Origin of the sequence: Laceyella sediminis (assembly GCF_003003125.1) — a bacterium.
In the GTDB taxonomy this organism is placed as follows: domain Bacteria; phylum Bacillota; class Bacilli; order Thermoactinomycetales; family Thermoactinomycetaceae; genus Laceyella; species Laceyella tengchongensis.
The window spans coordinates 305,748-322,768 of sequence record NZ_PVTZ01000001.1 but is presented as its reverse complement, the minus strand read 5'-3'; the positions used below and the strand labels follow the sequence as shown (position 1 = coordinate 322,768).

Sequence of the window (17,021 nt, the reverse complement as noted above, 5' to 3'; positions counted from 1 at the left end):
TTGTATAATGGGAAAAGACAATGCAAAAGCGAACAAGATGGTGATGAAACCGAGCGATCCTATCCCCGTCAGAGAGAAAAGCCCTTGGCTGAAAGGCTTTTTCGGTTCAGGTTGGTTCGCGGCCAGTTTCGGAATGCAGCTAATCCCTGCCGGCATCGACCATGCCGTTATCCAAATGAAGTGACCGTGTTACATAGTCGGCTGTTGGCCGCTTGCATAAATGCGGTAAATAGGGTGGTACCGCGGAAACCTTTCCGTCCCTTACTGACAGGGAATGGAAAGGTTTTTTCTTTGCAAAGAAAAGGAGGCATACACACATGAAAGCAAGTGAGATTCGTCGCAAATACCTGGAGTTTTTCAAACAAAAAGGGCACGCTATCGAACCGAGCGCGTCGTTGGTTCCGGTCGATGATCCCACCTTGCTGTGGATCAACAGTGGAGTGGCAACACTTAAAAAGTATTTCGATGGCCGGGTCACACCTGAAAATCCACGCATTGTCAATTCACAGAAATCCATTCGTACCAACGATATAGAAAATGTGGGCTACACCGCACGCCACCATACATTTTTTGAGATGTTGGGTAACTTCTCCATCGGTGATTACTTTAAAGAAGAAGCGATCACCTGGGCTTGGGAATTCCTTACCTCGCCCGAATGGATGGGTCTGGACCCCGACCGGCTTTCGGTGACTGTCCATCCGGAAGATGAGGAAGCGTACCGTTATTGGCATGAGAAGATCGGCATCCCCAAAGAGCGTATTGTCAAGCTGGAAGGCAACTTCTGGGATATTGGCGAAGGGCCGAGCGGACCCAATACGGAGATCTTTTATGACCGCGGTGCGCATATCGGCGATCCCAATGATCCCGAGATGTATCCCGGCGGTGAAAATGAGCGCTATCTGGAAATCTGGAACTTGGTGTTTTCTCAGTACAACCACAACCCAGATGGCACATACACCCCCTTGCCGAAAAAGAACATCGATACGGGGATGGGCTTGGAGAGGATGGCTTCAGTGATGCAAGATGTGCCGACCAACTATGACACCGATCTGTTCTTGCCGATCATCGAAGAAACCTGCCGCATCACCGGAGCGACTTACCGGCAGAACGAAGAGACCGACATCGCGTTGAAGGTGATCGCCGACCATATCCGCACCATTGTGTTTGCCGTGGGCGATGGCGTTTTGCCGTCAAACGAAGGCCGTGGGTATGTCCTGCGCCGCTTGTTGCGTCGCGCCGTCAGATACGGACGGAAGCTTGGCATGGAACGTCCATTCCTGCACGAGCTGACTCCGTTGGTGGCGGAAATCATGCGTGACTACTATCCAGAGCCAAGTGAGAAGAAAGCATTCATCGAACGGGTTATCAAAAGCGAAGAAGAACGCTTCTTGGAAACCTTGAGCGAAGGTCTGCATATCTTGGAAAACGTAGTGGCTGAGGCGAAACGAGAAGGGCGCACCGTGATTGGTGGAGTTGACGCGTTCAAACTGTATGATACCTATGGGTTCCCCGTCGACCTGACCGAAGATTTCGCGAGGGAGCATGGGTTGGAAGTGGATCGCGCTGGCTTTGACCGGGAAATGGAATCGCAACGGGAGCGTGCCCGCGCTGCTCGCCAAGAAGTGGACAGCAAGCAAGTGCAAGGGGGCGCTTTGAGTGAGCTTGAAGTCGCTTCGCAATTTGTTGGTTACACCGAACGTGTGCGGCAAACCCGAGTGAGTGCGATCATCATCGACGATCAGCTGGCCGAGTCGATCCAAGCGGGCCAAAAAGGGCTCATCATCTTAGATGAGACTCCCTTCTACGCAGAAAGCGGTGGCCAAGTAGCCGATACGGGCTGGATTGCGTCCGCTGGCGGCAAGCTTCGGGTTGAAGAAGTGAAAAAAGGTCCGCGTGGCGAACATGTGCACACCGTTGTAGCCGAGGAAGGAACGGTTCGGCAAGGGGACGAGGTTCGTGCTGCTATCGATGAAACCTTGCGCCAGGACATCGTCAGAAACCACACTGCTACGCACTTGTTGCACAAAGCGCTCAAAGAAGTACTGGGTGAGCATGTGAACCAAGCTGGTTCCTTGGTGGCGCCGGATCGGCTTCGCTTCGACTTCTCGCATATCGGTGCGATGACGGATGACGAGGTTCGTGAAGTGGAACGACGTGTAAATGAACAAATTTGGGTGAATACTAAGGTCAACATCATGCAAAAATCTCTGTCCGAAGCGAAAGCGATGGGTGCAATGGCCTTGTTTGGAGAGAAATACGGTGATGTTGTGCGCGTGGTTCAAGTCGGCGACTACAGCTTAGAACTCTGCGGAGGCACCCACGTTGAAAGCACAGGGGAGATCGGTCTATTCAAAATTCTGAGCGAAAGTGGTATCGGCTCAGGTACACGACGCATTGAAGCGGTGACGGGCCGCCGGGCTTACGCTTATTTGGAAGAACAGATGGCGCTGTTGGGCAAAGCGGCAGCCTTGCTCAAAACCAAGCCGGCTGATGTGGCGGAACGCATTGAGCAATTGCAAGAACGGAATAAAGAATTGGCACGGGAAAACGAGTCGCTCCAAGCGAAGCTCAACCAAGCGGCAGCCGGTGAACTGATCAACCGGGTGCATGAAGTGAAGGGCGTGCCGGTGCTGTGGGCGCAAGTTGATGCCAACAGCATGGATCAATTGCGTTCGATGGTGGACGATCTGCGCCAAAAGATGGGGCAGGGTGTCATTGTACTCGGTTCCAATGCCGATGGCAAAGTGCAGATTGTAGCTTCCGTATCGCAAGATTATGTGAAAGCTGGCTTGCACGCAGGCAAATTGGTAAAAGAAGTGGCTACCCTTTGCGGTGGTGGCGGTGGTGGCCGCCCCGACATGGCGCAAGCGGGAGGCAAACAGCCTGAGCGGTTGCCAGATGCGTTGAATCGGGTCGATGAATTCGTCGAAGCGCAAATATAGAATTTGACAGGAGAATGTCCGGGCAAGGGAGAAGAAAGTAAACGCTGGTCATCCAAACAGAGAGGTGTGAAATCATCCATGGATGAAACAATGAAGTTTAATTTTCGGGGTGATCAAGACCTTGACCCTAAGGATGTCTTGTTTCAAGTGTATGGGGCGCTACAGGAAAAAGGGTATAACCCGGTCAACCAAATCGTTGGCTATCTCATTTCTGGAGACCCAGCATACATTCCCCGCCACAAGAACGCCCGGACATTGATCCGCCGGCTTGAACGCGATGAAATCATCGAGGAATTGGTCAAATTCTACATCGAACAGAACAGTCAATAATAGTGAGGAAACCAACATATGGGGTTTGAGGAGTTCTCTTCATTGGATATAGATGCACCTCGCATCCTCGGCTTGGATGTGGGGGAGCGGAGAATCGGTGTCGCGGTGAGTGATTCCTTGGGTTGGACGGCTCAGGGAGTCACCGTGATCGACCGCAAAGCGGGTGATTGGTGGCAGGCATTGGATCGCTTGGTTCAGGAATACCGCGTCAAAGAGATCGTGGTCGGCCTGCCCCGCAATATGAATGGGACACTCGGTTCGCGCGGGGAAGCGTGCCAAGCGTTGGCCGAGCAAATCCGTGCCCGTTATTCCCTGCCCGTCCACATGTGGGATGAGCGCTTATCCACCGCCGCGGCGGAGCGAACGCTGATTGACGCAGACATGTCCCGGAAGAAACGAAAACAAGTGGTTGACCAATTGGCAGCTACTTGGATTTTGCAAGGATATATTGATGCAAACAGGAGGATTTAAACATGGCAGAACAACAAGAATTTCTTATGATTCCCAACGAAGACGGCACTGAAGAAAAATTTGAGATCCTGTATACATTTGAAAGTGATGAAACGGGCAAAAAATACATGTTCGTCGCGCCGGCGGATGAGTTGGAAAACGAACGGAACAACGAAGACGAAGAAGGCGTGGAAGTGCTTGCTTTCCGTTACACCGAAGAGGGCGACGATATTACGCTGGAGATGATTGAAGAAGACAACGAGCAGGAATGGGATCTCGTTGAGGAAATGTTTAACACCCTATTTTCTGGCATCGAACTAGAAGACGAAGAACATCAGTAAGTGAGGTTTTGGCACGATGGATGGACTGGGAGCGCGCGAGGTGCAGATCTTGCGGCAACAATTGGCCGATAGGCCGATGATTCATCAAGAAACCCCATATCATTTGGTGAGTGAAGTGGACGTGGGGGGGCAACATTACGCCCTGTTGCGCAAAGAGGGCGACCCTGCGGATGACGCTTATCTTTTTCGTGTCAACCAAGGAAGGTTGGAAGAGATAGAAGATGACAATGAATGGGAGAATATTGCCGAAGCTGTAGATGAAATGTTATATTTTCATGAATTTCAGTAAAAACGGGGAAATTTCCCCGTTTTTTTTTATGCCATGTGTGATATCCTATAAAAGAGTTTTTTGACAAAAGAAGATCCTATTTTCACTGAAGTAGAAGGGGTACAAAGACATATGACATGGTTTTGGCGTATCTTCTTTACCTTTGTTCTCCTTGCCGGGTGGGGGGTATTAGGTTACTTCTATGTTGATTTTACGCTGGGATCACCAAAACGAACCAAACCAGTGGAAGTTGAAATCCCAAGCGAGTCCACCTTGCAAGAGATTGGGGAGATTCTTGAACAGAAGCGATTGTTGCGAGAGTCAACTTTTTTCCGTTATTATGCGAAATGGAAGAATCAGACCAATTTGCGTGCGGGGACATTTGAAATCCTGCCGAATGAAACATTGGACCAAATATTAGTAAAGATTGCCGAAGGAAAAGAAAACAAAGTCAAAATCGTCGTTCCTCCAGGCTGGACGGTATATGAGATCGCTGATCGATTGGAAGCTAAAGGCTTTGACAAAAAGGCGTTTTTGGAAGCGTTAAATAATAAAAAACCTAGGTATGCGTTTGAACATAAAATCGCCAAAAGCCCGGATCGCAAATATAAGCTGGAAGGTTATTTATATCCAGATACATATTATTTTAAGCCAAGTGAAAAACCCGAAGAGATCATCAACACGATGCTGGGGCAATTTAATGCCCATTATGAGAAACTCAATCTCGAACAGAAACTGCAAAGCAATCCGCGTCTCAAGAACATGACGCTTGATAAGGTGGTCACCGTGGCATCGCTCATTCAGCGTGAGGGGCAAGACAAACAAGAATTGCCACGCATCGCCGGCGTTATTTATAACCGGTTGGATATTCGAATGCCGTTGCAAGTGGACGCATCGATTGTTTTCATGTACAGGGAGCAGGGGAAAAAAGTTACCCGGGTGTATCAAAAGATGTACAAAGGCGTCAATCATCCATATAATACGTACATCAATTACGGCTTGCCCCCCGGACCGATCTCCAATACCACAGTGGAGGCGTTGGCGGCGGCTGTAAACCCGGAGAAACATAAATTCCTGTACTACGTGACAAGGGAAGATGGTACAAAATGCCACTTCTTCGCCACAAACTTTCAACAGCACCAACAGTATAACGCCATCAGCAAAAGAAATAGGGAAAAAGGCCAAGCTATTCCGACAAACGGAGAGTGAATGGCCAGACGAAAATCACCTTCTCCCTCGGAAGGTGATTTTTACATTGGAGCGGATGGTCGAGATGAGGAGGGATATCACGGCTACCAGTTCATTGGATGACTTTTCTTTGTGTGGAAGTGGGGTCAGTTATGTTAATATGAAATAAAGTTTCGTAAAGACGATTGACTCTATATTAATAAAAGGAGTACTAGATAATGAAATGGTTTTTACGTATTTTCTTTACCTTGGTGCTCTTGGCGGGATGGGTTGGATTGGGCTTGCTCTATGTGGATTTCACATTAGGATCGCCCAAGCGGACTGAACCAGTGCAATTGAAAATTCCGCCGCAAACCTCCTTGGAGGGCATTGGCCGGATTTTGGAAGAAAAAGGCTTGATTCGGAAATCCACCTTTTTCCGATATTATGTTATATGGAAAAACAAAACCAATCTGCGCGCGGGCAACTATGAAATCGCCCCAGGAGAAACACTGGATCAAATGCTGACCCGGTTTGCTGAGGGAAAGGAAAATACCGTTCGCATAAATGTTATTCCTGGTTTTACTGCTTATGACATAGCGGATCGCTTAACGAAAAATGGATTGGATGGACAGGGCTTTCTCAAAGCGTTAAACAACAAGCCGCCCAAGTTCGCCTTTGAAAAATCGATTCCTAAGCATCCGCAGCGCCCTTACAAGCTGGAGGGGTATCTGTATCCGGATACGTATTATTTTCCCAAAAAGGAAAAACCGGAAAATATCGTTAATGCAATGTTAGAGCGCTTCAACGAGCAATTGGTTGAATTAGATATCGAGAGGGAATTGAGGGAAAAGTCTCCGCTTTCTGGCAAAGAGATGACATTGGATCAATTGGTGACGGTCGCTTCCCTTATCCAGCGCGAAGGCCAAGTGGCAAGTGAAAAGCCGATTATCGCTGGTGTGATTTATAACCGGTTGAATAAGAACAAAAAATTGCAAGTGGATGCGACCATCGTGTTTATGTACCGGATGAAAGGGCAAAAAATCAAGACGGTGCTGGAACGGATGTATTATGAGAAGCATCCCTACAGTACGTATGCGATCACAGGATTGCCGCCAGGTCCGATTTCCACGCCGACCAAGGTGGAATTGGAAGCGGCATTGTATCCGCAGAAACATCGGTATTTGTTTTATGTGACCAGAGACGATGGTTCCAACCTGCATTATTTCGCAGAGACGGATCAGGGCCATCGGGCCAATCTCCAGAAGCGGGAGCGCAACCGCAAAAGCGCCCAGGCGAACAGCCAATAGGTGCATGAACCGCTGCATGCTAATAAAAAGGTGCCGAATGAGATCGGCACCTTTTTTATTATTGGTCTTGGATGTCTTTGATCAGGGCTTGCTTTGTTTCCAGCTTTGCGATAGCGGGGGCGACTTTATGGGCGGGGGAGATGTCGTTGCCATCGACGGCGAATTTCCCTTGGTATGCGCCGATGATCACATAAGCATCTTGGTTGGTGACAGAGCCTTGATATTTTTGCAAGAACAGGACATAAGATTGGTTCTTATCCATAATCTTATTCCCTTCAACGGTTAAGTAGTTTTTACCGTCAAACCCGCCCGTTTCCAATATGCGAATCGTTTTTTTGTCTGCATGGCCTTTAATTGTCTTGTTGATGTGAAAGTCCGTTACTGTGAAAAGCATGTTTTGATAGCGGATGCCTTGCTGCTTGGTCGATGCCGTACCTTCGACAATCAATTGGGCTTCTTGTTTCATTTCATCCACGCTACTGTATTGCTTGTCCAAGGAGACGCCGACTTCCACCTCTTTTGGAGCGACGAAGGAAAAGTATATTCCACCCACCAGCAAAAGCCCGAGAGCAGTCATCATCAGGGTGTAAGCATTGCGCTTGATGCGTTTAACCATGGGATGGTTCCTCCTTTATGATTAGGATTGGGTTTGGGAAGAAAGGGGATAGATCAATAGATTGCATTTACCCCGTTGATATCGTCTTGCGTGGGGGAGTAAACAGTTCTGCCGTCATTGTCATACATGACAGAACCCCCTGGTCCCAAACGGTTTTCGTGGCTCAGGCCCAGAGCGTGCCCCAATTCGTGGGTGATTACCCCTTTGCGTTTTTGGGAGGAATAACTATCTGTATAGTATGTGTTGATGGAGATATCCATGCGGTAAACCGTGCTTCCCGAGCTGGAGCCGACTGAGCATAATCCACTCCAAGAAACGTTGCCGTAGTTGCCTGCCGTAGTAGTGATGCCGGGATTGGAGCTGTAGGACAAATTGACATCGGTCCAGTTGCTCCATTCCGTTTTGCCGTTGTTGCACTGTGTGGTGTAATCGCCGTGCATGTCGCACTCGTACGTGATATTGGGACTCGCCCACTTGTAACCCCATAATACATAAGCGAATGTAGGAGACCAAGCACCTAAGACCAGTAAAAACGCGAAAATAGCCAACCCTTTTTTCATGTTGTGAACCTCCTGTGGCCAATAGGTTGATTGTGTTAATAATTTAATAATTAGATATTGAATTAAAATTACCTTTATTAAAATAAAAAATTATTATAATAGTATAATTGTTATAATAAAATTTAATTATCTATCTAAATGGGTGGTTAACGTGTGTTCGTTGCATAGGATCGTGGCTTCCAATGCGTTTTCCCACTCATCTCAACGGTAAAAGGCCTCCTCGCTGCTTTGATACCCGAGCGAGATTTTCAAGACACGCCCTGGATGAAATGTATCAGGTATTGATATTTCTGAAGAGAGAGATGATGTTTCACCGATGATCGCGTGCGTTTGTGATAGAACTAATTATCGAAATGGCATAAATATCTGATTTAAAACGGGATCTTTATCGTTCGTTTACGTGTTATTAACATCTTTCCATTAATTTAGAACATGATAGATGATTGACATTTCCGGATGGAGAGTGAGTGTCAGCATGGCAGAAAATCATATTACGCGACGCGAATTCATGAAGTTTGTTGGTGTGGGGACGGCGGCATTGGTCGGAGCGACCACTGGACTGGAACAAGTCGCGCAAGCAGCGGAGAAGGGCGCGACTGATGCGTTTAAAAAGATGGCCCACCACCCCCCATTTCGCCCCATTTCCCCATCGGATCAGGATAAGCTCGTTTTGCCCAAGGGATTTCGGCAGGATCTCATTGCCGCTTGGGGTGACGACATCGGCAATGGTGAAAAGTTCGGCTACAATTGTGACCTGACCGTTTACTTTCCGATTAATGGATCGTCAAAACACGGACTGTTGTGGGTGAATCATGAGTATATTGGCACTGGGGCGCTCTTCATGTATGACGCTGACACGCCGGAAGCCGAGAAACATGCGATTGAACAATACAATGTCGGTGGAAGTGTCATTGAGATCAAGCTATCTGACGGCAAGTGGCGGTTGGTGAAAGGCAGTCGGTATGCGCGCCGGATTACAGCAAACACCATGATGGAACTGACCGGTCCCGCGCGCGGGGATGCGGTGGTTGGCGGAGTCCACAAAGTGAAAGGGACATTTGCCAATTGCAGTGGAGGTCGCACGCTGTGGGATACGGTTCTCACTTGCGAAGAAAATTTTGAAGAAGATGCAAAGCGCTGGGGCCGCAACGACACCCATTATGGCTGGGTGGTGGAGGTGGACCCGTTTGATCCGTCTTCCACTCCGCAGAAGCATACGGCATTGGGACGGTTTTCCCATGAAAACGCGGCGATGACGTTGTCAAAGGATGGTCGGCTGGTCGTCTACATGGGCGATGATTCCAATGACCAGTATTTTTACAAGTATGTGAGCAAGAAGAAGTATCAGCCGTCCCGGGGTAAAGACAATCGGTACCTGCTCAGCGAAGGCACGCTCTATGTGGCCAACTTGGCTGATGGCAAATGGATGTCCTTGGATTTAGAACAAAGCCCTGCTTTAAAAGCCAAGTTCAAGACGCAAGGGGAAGTATTGGTGCATACACGGGATGCGGCCAAGCTGGTGGGAGCGACTCCGCTTGACCGGCCGGAGGATGTGGAAATAAATCCGCGTGACGGCAGCGTGTACCTCGCGTTGACTAACAACACCAATCATGGCAACTTTCATGGGCAAATCCTGCGCCTGATTGAAGATGGGGATGATGCCGCCGCGAAACGCTTCGTTTTTGAGGTATTTGCTGTAGGGGGACGGCAAAGCGGGTTTTCTTGCCCCGACAATTTGCTGTTTGACAAACAAGGCAATCTATGGGTATGCACGGATATTTCTTCTGGCAAGATGAACAAGGACAATACCTATGAGTTGTTTAAGAACAATGGCCTTTTCTTTATCGCGACCCAAGGGCGGCAAGCGGGAGAAGCTTTCCAATTCGCTTCTGGCCCCCGTGAAGCGGAAATGACTGGACCCGATTTCACCCCGGATCAGCGTACGTTGTTTATCGCTGTTCAGCACCCAGGTGAAGAGACCAAAGACCCAAAAAATCCAACTAGCCATTGGCCGTATGGTGATATTCCCCGTCCGGCTGTTGTAGCGATTCGTGGATTCTGACACAAGCCGGTTTTGAAACAACTTTGACAACAGGACTTATGCGTATACCCCGCTCATTTCCTGTCCAAGATGGAGAGAGAAGAGCGGGGTGTTCATGTTATGAGGAAGTGGCGTACTTGGCTTATCAGCTTCGTTATGATCGCCGCGTTTAGTTTGATTGTGTGGCGGCTTTATTATATTCAAATTGAAGCGACGCGCTCATTTACCATGCGTAATCAGCAGGTTGATCTCATTCGTCTAGCGGAAGAGCGCCAACGGGAGGAGATGCTACTTAATAGCGGTCGCGGCGCGATCTTGGATCGCCATGGGGAGCGGTTGGCCGGAGGGGATGATTATCACCTCCTTGTGTTTCCGCAAACACGCCACCTGATGAAAGCGAAGCGACAACAGTTTGCCCAATTGGCCTCGTTTATCCATATGCCACTAACCCAACTGGAGAGTCAATTGGCGCAAATCCGGTTTCCGGGGCTGTTGTCCGGGCCAGCGGGGGAAGAGATTGTTTTGTCGCAGGCCGACAAGGAACAGATTCACCGCTTGCAATTGCCCGGCGTGATGGTGGTGCGTTCCGACTACCGGATGTCCATCAATCATCCAGCGCAACAGGTGTTGGGGCGCTTGGTGCAAAATCCAGGCTTGATGAAATCGTGGTATCCAGAGCAGGTGGCGAGTGGCAAGTGGACCCCCGATTCTCACTTAGGTGTGACTGGCATTGAGGCCGCGTTCGAGCCTTTCTTGCATGGCAATCAAGAAGAGCGGTTGGCTTACACGACCATGGGTAGTGGACTGCCGTTAATCGGCGGAGAGATGAAACGGACAACGAGCAGAGCAGGCAACGATGAACATCCTTACACGGTGGTTACCACGTTGGACAAAGAGCTACAATTGCGAGTCGAACAGATTCTGCGCCAGGAAAATGTGCAAGATGGCGCCGTTGTTGTGCAAGATGTTGCCAGCGGGGATGTGTTGGCGATGGCCAGCCGCCCCGCTGTTCGTAAAGGTGTGCATGAGAACCAGCCTTGGGACAACCGGGCGTTGCTGGAGACCGTACCTGGGTCCATCTTCAAGACGGTCGTCGCGGTGGCTGCATTGGAACAAGGGATTGTGAAGCCGGATACCGTTTTCCATTGCGACGGAGAATTGGAACAAGCCCAGTTAACTGACGACAAGCATGGAGGGCATGGTCGTCAAACATTTGCCGAGGCTTACGCCGACTCTTGCAATGTGGTGATGGGGATGGTGGCCCAGAAGTTGGGAGCCGAGCGCCTTGAAGCTTATGCCAAACGGCTGGGGTTGGCGCAAGAAGTGCTCTGGTCAGGAAAAGTGTTCCATGATGAGCATTTCACCCAATTGCCCCAAGAACAGAAAGGCATGGTTTTTGCCAAGACGACGCCGAAGAACGATCCCGGAGTCATGGCGCAAACAGGCATCGGACAGCGGGACGTGCGGGTGACCCCGCTTCAGGCCGTCAATATGATGACGGCCCTGTTTCACCAGGGAAAGCCTTTAAAACCGAGAGTGGTTAAGGAAATTCGAGATGAAACGGGGCGGGTGGTATACCAGTTTAAGCCACAAGTATTGCCTGGGGCCAAGCCGTTAAGGCCGGAGACGATTCAGGCGATGAAACAAATGATGCGGTTGGTGGTGGTTAAGGGGACTGCCAGATCAGTAGCCGGTACGACATGGTCACTGGCCGCAAAAACGGGGACGGCGCAAATCGGATTGGATAAAAAACGCTATAACAAGTGGATGATCGGCTTCGGCCCCTTCGAGAGGCCGCGAGTGGCAATCTCCGTTGTGTTAAGAGACATCTCGGATTCTGAAGATCCACGGGCCAAGCGTGTATTTAGAGCGGTGATGGAAGAGATAGCTAAACAGAAACCTACCGATGAAAAAGAGCATGTAGCGAAGAAACAATCTGCCCAGAAATAGAAGATTATATGAATATAAAAGCAACCAGCTTGTGTTCTGGTTGTTTTGTTATGTTGTTATGATTATCATATAGGTAGGTTAAAAGGATAAGTCAAAGGAGTAGACACAATGAAGATCACCGTGAATCTGACAAAGGCTGAACTAGATTTGATTGAAGAGGCGCTCTTGCAATATCAAAATCTTTTGCTGAAATCGAAAGATCAGGATGAGATGGTATCGGATGAGCTAAAATTAGTTCAACGCGTATTAGAAGAATTTGGCATGGAAGGATTGGAAAGTGAAGAGATGGATCAGGCGCACGCTCAACCTCAATCGCAAAAAGCGCTACCAATTCCGCCTGCCAACAATCAATACCCAACTCAACCCAATCAGTTTCCAGGGCCCAACCAATATCATGGCCCAGGGACGTTTGTCACGCCAAACCAATACCCATTTTCCCGATAAGGTTAACCACTTCATCGGGAGGTTAGGGAACGTTTCGTTCTGTGAAAGGATGAAACGGCTAGCTATGACAGGGTAAAGGAGTTGCACTCACCAGAGGCAACTCCTTTTTATGTTTGTCGCTCTAAGTGAAAGTTCAAATATGCGAAAAGAAAAATCTGCTATGTTAATGTATAATCATTTTATATAAAAGTGTGTTGATTACCCATTGAATGGAAAAGGTGATTGGAATTGGGTGGCCGAATATATATGAAATAGCGCCTCTCCAGTTTTCCAGAGGCCAGACTCACCATACGGGAAGACATGATGCTTCGGGAGGCGTTTATGCAAGTCATACGAACGGGTGTGCTAGTCCTCGCACTGGTCATGGTACTATCAGCGTGTACCATGTCTTGGCAAGAAGTGCAAACGGGATGGGGAAAAATAACCCCTACTTTGCGCAAGCCGACATTGGCGGAAATATTGGAATTGACCCGGACGACACTCAAAAAAGAAGCCGGTTGGACTTACAAGGTCAAACGTCAGGAGAAGTTGACCAGGAACCAACAGCAAGCGGCGTCACAGTATGAAGCCAAGATCAGTGTGACCAGTGACCCTTATGCGATTCGAAGTCAGGGCACTATTACATCCAAAGGAAAAAGCGAATCCGAACAATTAGTGATGATCGGAGATAAAGGATATCTAAAGATCGGGAATGCACCATGGGAAACGGGCACGCGTGCGGAATTGCGGACAAGTGTTGAAGATCCGACACAAGCACTCATTGAATTAGCGGCAGCTGTCAAACAAAAAAGCGCCACATTTCGCATGGCTGAAACGAATGGATTTTTCCGCGTCACAGCGGAGTTACCTCCCGGACGGGCGGCGGGGATATTAGGAAACAATGCCCGGGCCGAATTGGAGCCTTCCTTGGCGCAGCTACGGGGATTGGGTATCCGGGTGAATCCAGCGAATATACGTTTGAAATCTTATAAGAGAGAAGTGCATATTGATTCGAAAACCCACGTGTTGCATGCCGTGTTGACCCAGTTTTCATTTGAGATACCGACCCCGACTGGGACGGTGACGTATCAACAAACGCAAACGGCAGAAGTGGGTGGTGTGTTCAAAGAGAAAATCACGCTACCGGTTGAGTTGCGACCAAAAGCGAAGTGAGGCGCGGCGGTCGTTCATGTGGGGGCGCCAATTGGCCGGAAAGGTTCCTTGTGTGAGGAACCTTCTTTTTGTTTTACCGCCATCATTGATATGGTATGGTGTTCACGTGGCATCATAAGCCAGCGGATCTTGCCGATGCGATGGGCGTCGTGTCCGGGAATCACCAAGGATTCCCTATGGATTCTTTGTGGATTCCCCTTATTTGGGTGGCTGTAGCGAAAGCCAATTGTTGCAAACTGACGATTGTGGTCGGTTTGCAACATTTTTTTACTTGACTTTCTACTTATATGGAAGGTTTATACTTCGAGTACAGAAAGGAGCGAATCTCATGTTTAAGATCAGCGAGTTCTCAAAGTTGAGCCAAGTGCCCGCTAAAACATTACGCTTTTATGATCAAATTGAACTTTTAAAACCTGCCTACACGGATCAACAGAGCGGTTACCGTTACTACAAGAGCGAACAGTTGCTCGATCTGCATCGGATTCTGGCGTTTAAGGAGCTTGGTTTTACCCTTGAACAAATCAAACAGCTCTTGAAAGACAACGTATCTACAGTAGAAATGCGAGGCATGCTTCGTCTTAAGCAAGCAGAACTTCACTCGCTGATTCAGTCGAAAATGGAGCGTTTAAGGCAGATTGAGGTGAGACTGGAACAAATTGAACGGCAAAGTGACGGTCTTTCTCAGTATGAGGTTGTGGTGAAGAAGGTGGAGCCCTTATTGGTTGCGACACTTAAAGAGACCACAAGCAGAGCAAGCATTCCCGGGCTGTTTGAAGAAATCGATGAATATCTAAAATGGGATAACATACCGCTTCCTGTCACCCATATGGTGATGAGGCATGGTTGTCCGGAATGTGAAAGCAACATCGATTTAGAAATCGCTTGCCCCATTCCGCGCAAGCTTCAGGACACCGCACGTTTTCGGACAGTAGAGTTGCCGGGATTGACTGTTGCGGCGGTGACCCATATCAGCCGACCGGATGTGGATACGCCAGTGAGCATCGATCTAGGATCATGGATTGAGGAGAACGGCTACCAGATCAGCCCGGAAATGCCAAGCAGAGAAGTATATTTATCAACTAAAGAGGGTGACAAGCTGCGGTATGTAACCGAGAGTCAGATGCCCATTTTGGGAGTCGGGTGTATGTAATGAACCAGTATGCCGATTGCTCTTTGGCGTTTTCTTACCTCATTAAACTGACAAGTGCACTGACCTTGGTTGCCGGTTTAATCTTGTTTTGGTAACTGTTAAAGGCGTTTTATTACTTTAGAAAAAGGAGTGTGTTATATGACTGATTATTCGGCGAATCAGATGATTTCGGAATTTGATGTGCCCGTTAAGATGAGAGATGGGGTCGTGTTGCGTGCAAATATTTATCGGCCCAATCAGGAAGGAAAATGGCCGGTTCTACTCCATCGCCATCCGTATAATAAAGATAACCCTCCTGTTTCTTTTGGGTTATACGATATTTCTCGTGCCGTTCGGCAGGGATATGTGGTCATCGTTCAAGATACAAGGGGAAGATTTGCTTCTGAAGGAGATTGGGAGCTTTTTTCGACCAGTCAACAAGAAGCTTCTGATACCGTTGAGACCATCCGCTGGGCAAGTACGCTTCCCTTTAGTAATGGTAAAGTCGGTTCGTTTGGTGAATCTTATTCCGCATTTGTACAGTGGGCAGGCATGTTACAGCATCCACATGAACTCAAAGCAGCAGCGCCTTCTTTTTCTTGGAGCGATCCCTTTGATGGATTAATATACCGGGGAGGAGCGCTGGAACTCGGTTTTTTGTCCTATTGGCAATTAGGAATGTATCTGGACACGCTCTCAAGAATTTATGCCGATGAGCAAGAACGGGCCATTGCTTTAGCGCAGTTAATTTCAGACATTGATCAACTAAAAACGGAGATAAAAGCACTGCCATTGAATAATTTTGCGCCTTTTGCCCGAAATAAGGTAGCTCCGGCCATTCTTCAACATTTTGAGCGCGGCATGGCTCAAGATGATGTAGATGCATTATCGTTGAAGGGGAAATATGACAAATTTACGGTTCCTACACTTAACATGGCAGGTTGGTACGATATCTTCTTGAAAGGAACCATTGAAAACTTTTTGCACATGCGTACCAAAGGCGGTAGTCCAGAAGCTCGGCAGAGCAAATTAGTCATCGGGCCATGGGTACATTTGGATCATAGTCATCAAGCTGGTGAAGTGAATTTTGGATTGGCTGCTGACTCTGCTGTTGTGGATTTGGTCGGGCTCCAGTTGCGATGGTTTGATCATTTCTTAAAAGGAAAGGATACGGGTATCCTCAATGAAGCACCTGTCAAGTTATTTGTGATGGGCGAGAATGTTTGGCGCGATGAATACGAGTGGCCGCTTGCTCGGACTATTTATACTCCGTATTACTTGCACAGCCAAGGACATGCGAATACGCTTCTAGGCGATGGCGTGCTTAGTACAATCGCACCCGATCATTATACGTATGATCCAGGGAGGGGGCTGTGATATTGGAAAACATCCCCTTGCCATATACTGAAAAATCCGATATGTTGGAGATAATGAGGTGAGATGAATGAGCGAAACGCACTGGGAAGAGCGGCTGAAACGGATTGAAGAGAAGATAGAGCAGCTTCCTACCAAAGAGGATTTAGAAAGTGTTATTCATGTTCAAGAGGTTGCGGCGGCATCTCTGCAAGAGAAAACCTATCAAGTAGGCGACCAAGCAGAGAGTGGCTATGTGGTCTTGGAGTCGTTATTTAAAGGCTTAGAAGATCGTGTAGCAACCATGATTCAAGAAAGTGAACAACGGATTATTACCCAGATGGAACAGATGGGCAAGGTGTTGGAGATGGTGGCCACCCTCAATCAAAAACAGGACGAGCGGCTTTCACGATTGGATGAGAGTATATCAAGGATGGAAGAAAGTATATCCGGGTTAACGGACATCACACGCGCCTGGATTTATAAAGGGAACCTAATTGAAAAGGAAGTGCAGGAGTTAAAGAAACGGATGGGGGACGAGTAGTCGTCCTTTTTTTATTGCGTCCAAAAAGTGATGGGTGACTCTCTAATAGTCACCCCTTTTCAACTTCATGTATTCTTTTAATATCTCCCCACACTCCACACGCATGAACTCATTGAGAAACTTCATATTGAGCCGATACCCCTGATATACATACTCCACCATGCGTTCCCCCCGCCAATTGAACCGTTTGGATGATTTCTCCCTGGGATTGACGGAAGTAACGGCGAAGGTCAGCCATTTCCTTTAAGATGAGGTTGGTGATGTGGTCGAGTTGATATTGATACACATGTGCCATTTTGAGATGATCCATGTGCTTTTTATCTCGGTCTAAGGCTTCGAGTAGAAATTCGTAGGTGGGTGTAGCGTTTGAGTTTGATTTCAAGATCGAAGTGTTCGTCATCATAAAGCATCTTCCATCACCTAA

Annotated in this window: 18 protein-coding genes; 15 read left to right on the top strand and 3 right to left on the bottom strand. The window is 48.2% G+C overall.

The window, feature by feature from the left end:
* The first annotated feature begins 7 nt into the window (after nt 1-7).
* From CLV36_RS17100 to mltG (CLV36_RS01630), 8 genes are all read left to right on the top strand, one after another.
* Complete coding sequence (locus CLV36_RS17100) at nt 8-184, top strand: hypothetical protein (RefSeq protein WP_181352765.1); 177 nt, start codon at nt 8-10, stop codon at nt 182-184.
* A 133-nt stretch (nt 185-317) separates the two neighbouring features.
* On the top strand, nt 318-2,942 hold the full coding sequence (gene alaS / locus CLV36_RS01660; protein ID WP_106341529.1) for an alanine--tRNA ligase: 2,625 nt from the start codon (nt 318-320) through the stop codon (nt 2,940-2,942).
* Between the two features lie 78 nt (nt 2,943-3,020).
* On the top strand, nt 3,021-3,272 hold the full coding sequence (locus CLV36_RS01655) for an IreB family regulatory phosphoprotein (RefSeq protein ID WP_022736749.1): 252 nt from the start codon (nt 3,021-3,023) through the stop codon (nt 3,270-3,272).
* A 42-nt stretch (nt 3,273-3,314) separates the two neighbouring features.
* On the top strand, nt 3,315-3,743 hold the full coding sequence (gene ruvX / locus CLV36_RS01650) for a Holliday junction resolvase RuvX (protein ID WP_223247962.1): 429 nt from the start codon (nt 3,315-3,317) through the stop codon (nt 3,741-3,743).
* A gap of 2 nt (nt 3,744-3,745) precedes the next feature.
* The gene (locus CLV36_RS01645; protein ID WP_022736747.1) at nt 3,746-4,063 is read left to right on the top strand and encodes a DUF1292 domain-containing protein; all 318 of its coding nucleotides are present in this window, start codon (nt 3,746-3,748) and stop codon (nt 4,061-4,063) included.
* Between the two features lie 16 nt (nt 4,064-4,079).
* Nucleotides 4,080-4,352: a DUF1292 domain-containing protein gene (locus CLV36_RS01640; protein WP_102993063.1), complete on the top strand. Its 273-nt coding sequence runs from the start codon at nt 4,080-4,082 to the stop codon at nt 4,350-4,352.
* A gap of 111 nt (nt 4,353-4,463) precedes the next feature.
* Nucleotides 4,464-5,540, top strand: a complete 1,077-nt coding sequence (mltG, locus tag CLV36_RS01635) for an endolytic transglycosylase MltG (RefSeq protein ID WP_106341528.1) — start codon at nt 4,464-4,466, stop codon at nt 5,538-5,540.
* A gap of 197 nt (nt 5,541-5,737) precedes the next feature.
* The gene (gene mltG / locus CLV36_RS01630) at nt 5,738-6,808 is read left to right on the top strand and encodes an endolytic transglycosylase MltG (protein ID WP_106341527.1); all 1,071 of its coding nucleotides are present in this window, start codon (nt 5,738-5,740) and stop codon (nt 6,806-6,808) included.
* 58 nt (nt 6,809-6,866) lie between these two features.
* On the opposite strand, the gene CLV36_RS01625 is transcribed toward mltG (CLV36_RS01630), so the two are convergent.
* Together CLV36_RS01625 and CLV36_RS01620 are read right to left on the bottom strand one after the other, a co-directional pair.
* A complete protein-coding gene (locus CLV36_RS01625; RefSeq protein WP_106341526.1) occupies nt 6,867-7,424 on the bottom strand; it encodes a hypothetical protein in 558 nt (185 codons plus the stop codon).
* Nucleotides 7,425-7,477: 53 nt separating this feature from the next.
* Nucleotides 7,478-7,984 (bottom strand): M57 family metalloprotease, encoded by a 507-nt coding sequence (locus CLV36_RS01620; protein ID WP_102993059.1) that lies wholly within the window; start codon nt 7,982-7,984, stop codon nt 7,478-7,480.
* 475 nt (nt 7,985-8,459) lie between these two features.
* On the opposite strand from CLV36_RS01620, the gene CLV36_RS01615 reads away from it, so the two are divergent.
* The 7 genes from CLV36_RS01615 (at nt 8,460) to CLV36_RS01580 (ending at nt 16,597) form a co-directional block, all read left to right on the top strand.
* Entirely contained in the window at nt 8,460-10,046 is a 1,587-nt protein-coding gene (locus CLV36_RS01615; protein WP_106341525.1) for a PhoX family protein, read from the top strand.
* A gap of 99 nt (nt 10,047-10,145) precedes the next feature.
* Nucleotides 10,146-11,975 carry a peptidoglycan D,D-transpeptidase FtsI family protein gene (locus CLV36_RS01610; RefSeq protein ID WP_181352764.1) on the top strand — a complete coding sequence of 610 codons (1,830 nt, stop codon included), beginning with the start codon at nt 10,146-10,148 and terminating at the stop codon, nt 11,973-11,975.
* 108 nt (nt 11,976-12,083) lie between these two features.
* Nucleotides 12,084-12,419: a hypothetical protein gene (locus tag CLV36_RS01605; protein ID WP_102993056.1), complete on the top strand. Its 336-nt coding sequence runs from the start codon at nt 12,084-12,086 to the stop codon at nt 12,417-12,419.
* Between the two features lie 321 nt (nt 12,420-12,740).
* Nucleotides 12,741-13,571 carry a hypothetical protein gene (locus CLV36_RS01600; RefSeq protein ID WP_102993055.1) on the top strand — a complete coding sequence of 277 codons (831 nt, stop codon included), beginning with the start codon at nt 12,741-12,743 and terminating at the stop codon, nt 13,569-13,571.
* A 328-nt stretch (nt 13,572-13,899) separates the two neighbouring features.
* Entirely contained in the window at nt 13,900-14,721 is an 822-nt protein-coding gene (locus CLV36_RS01590) for a MerR family transcriptional regulator (protein ID WP_106341522.1), read from the top strand.
* Nucleotides 14,722-14,859: 138 nt separating this feature from the next.
* Nucleotides 14,860-16,077 carry a CocE/NonD family hydrolase gene (locus CLV36_RS01585; protein ID WP_106341521.1) on the top strand — a complete coding sequence of 406 codons (1,218 nt, stop codon included), beginning with the start codon at nt 14,860-14,862 and terminating at the stop codon, nt 16,075-16,077.
* Nucleotides 16,078-16,144: 67 nt separating this feature from the next.
* The gene (locus CLV36_RS01580) at nt 16,145-16,597 is read left to right on the top strand and encodes a hypothetical protein (protein WP_106341520.1); all 453 of its coding nucleotides are present in this window, start codon (nt 16,145-16,147) and stop codon (nt 16,595-16,597) included.
* Nucleotides 16,598-16,706: 109 nt separating this feature from the next.
* Here the strand turns inward: CLV36_RS01580 and CLV36_RS01575 are convergent, their stop codons facing one another.
* Nucleotides 16,707-17,000 (bottom strand): YhjD family protein, encoded by a 294-nt coding sequence (locus CLV36_RS01575; RefSeq protein WP_102993051.1) that lies wholly within the window; start codon nt 16,998-17,000, stop codon nt 16,707-16,709.
* Nucleotides 17,001-17,021 lie beyond the last annotated feature (21 nt).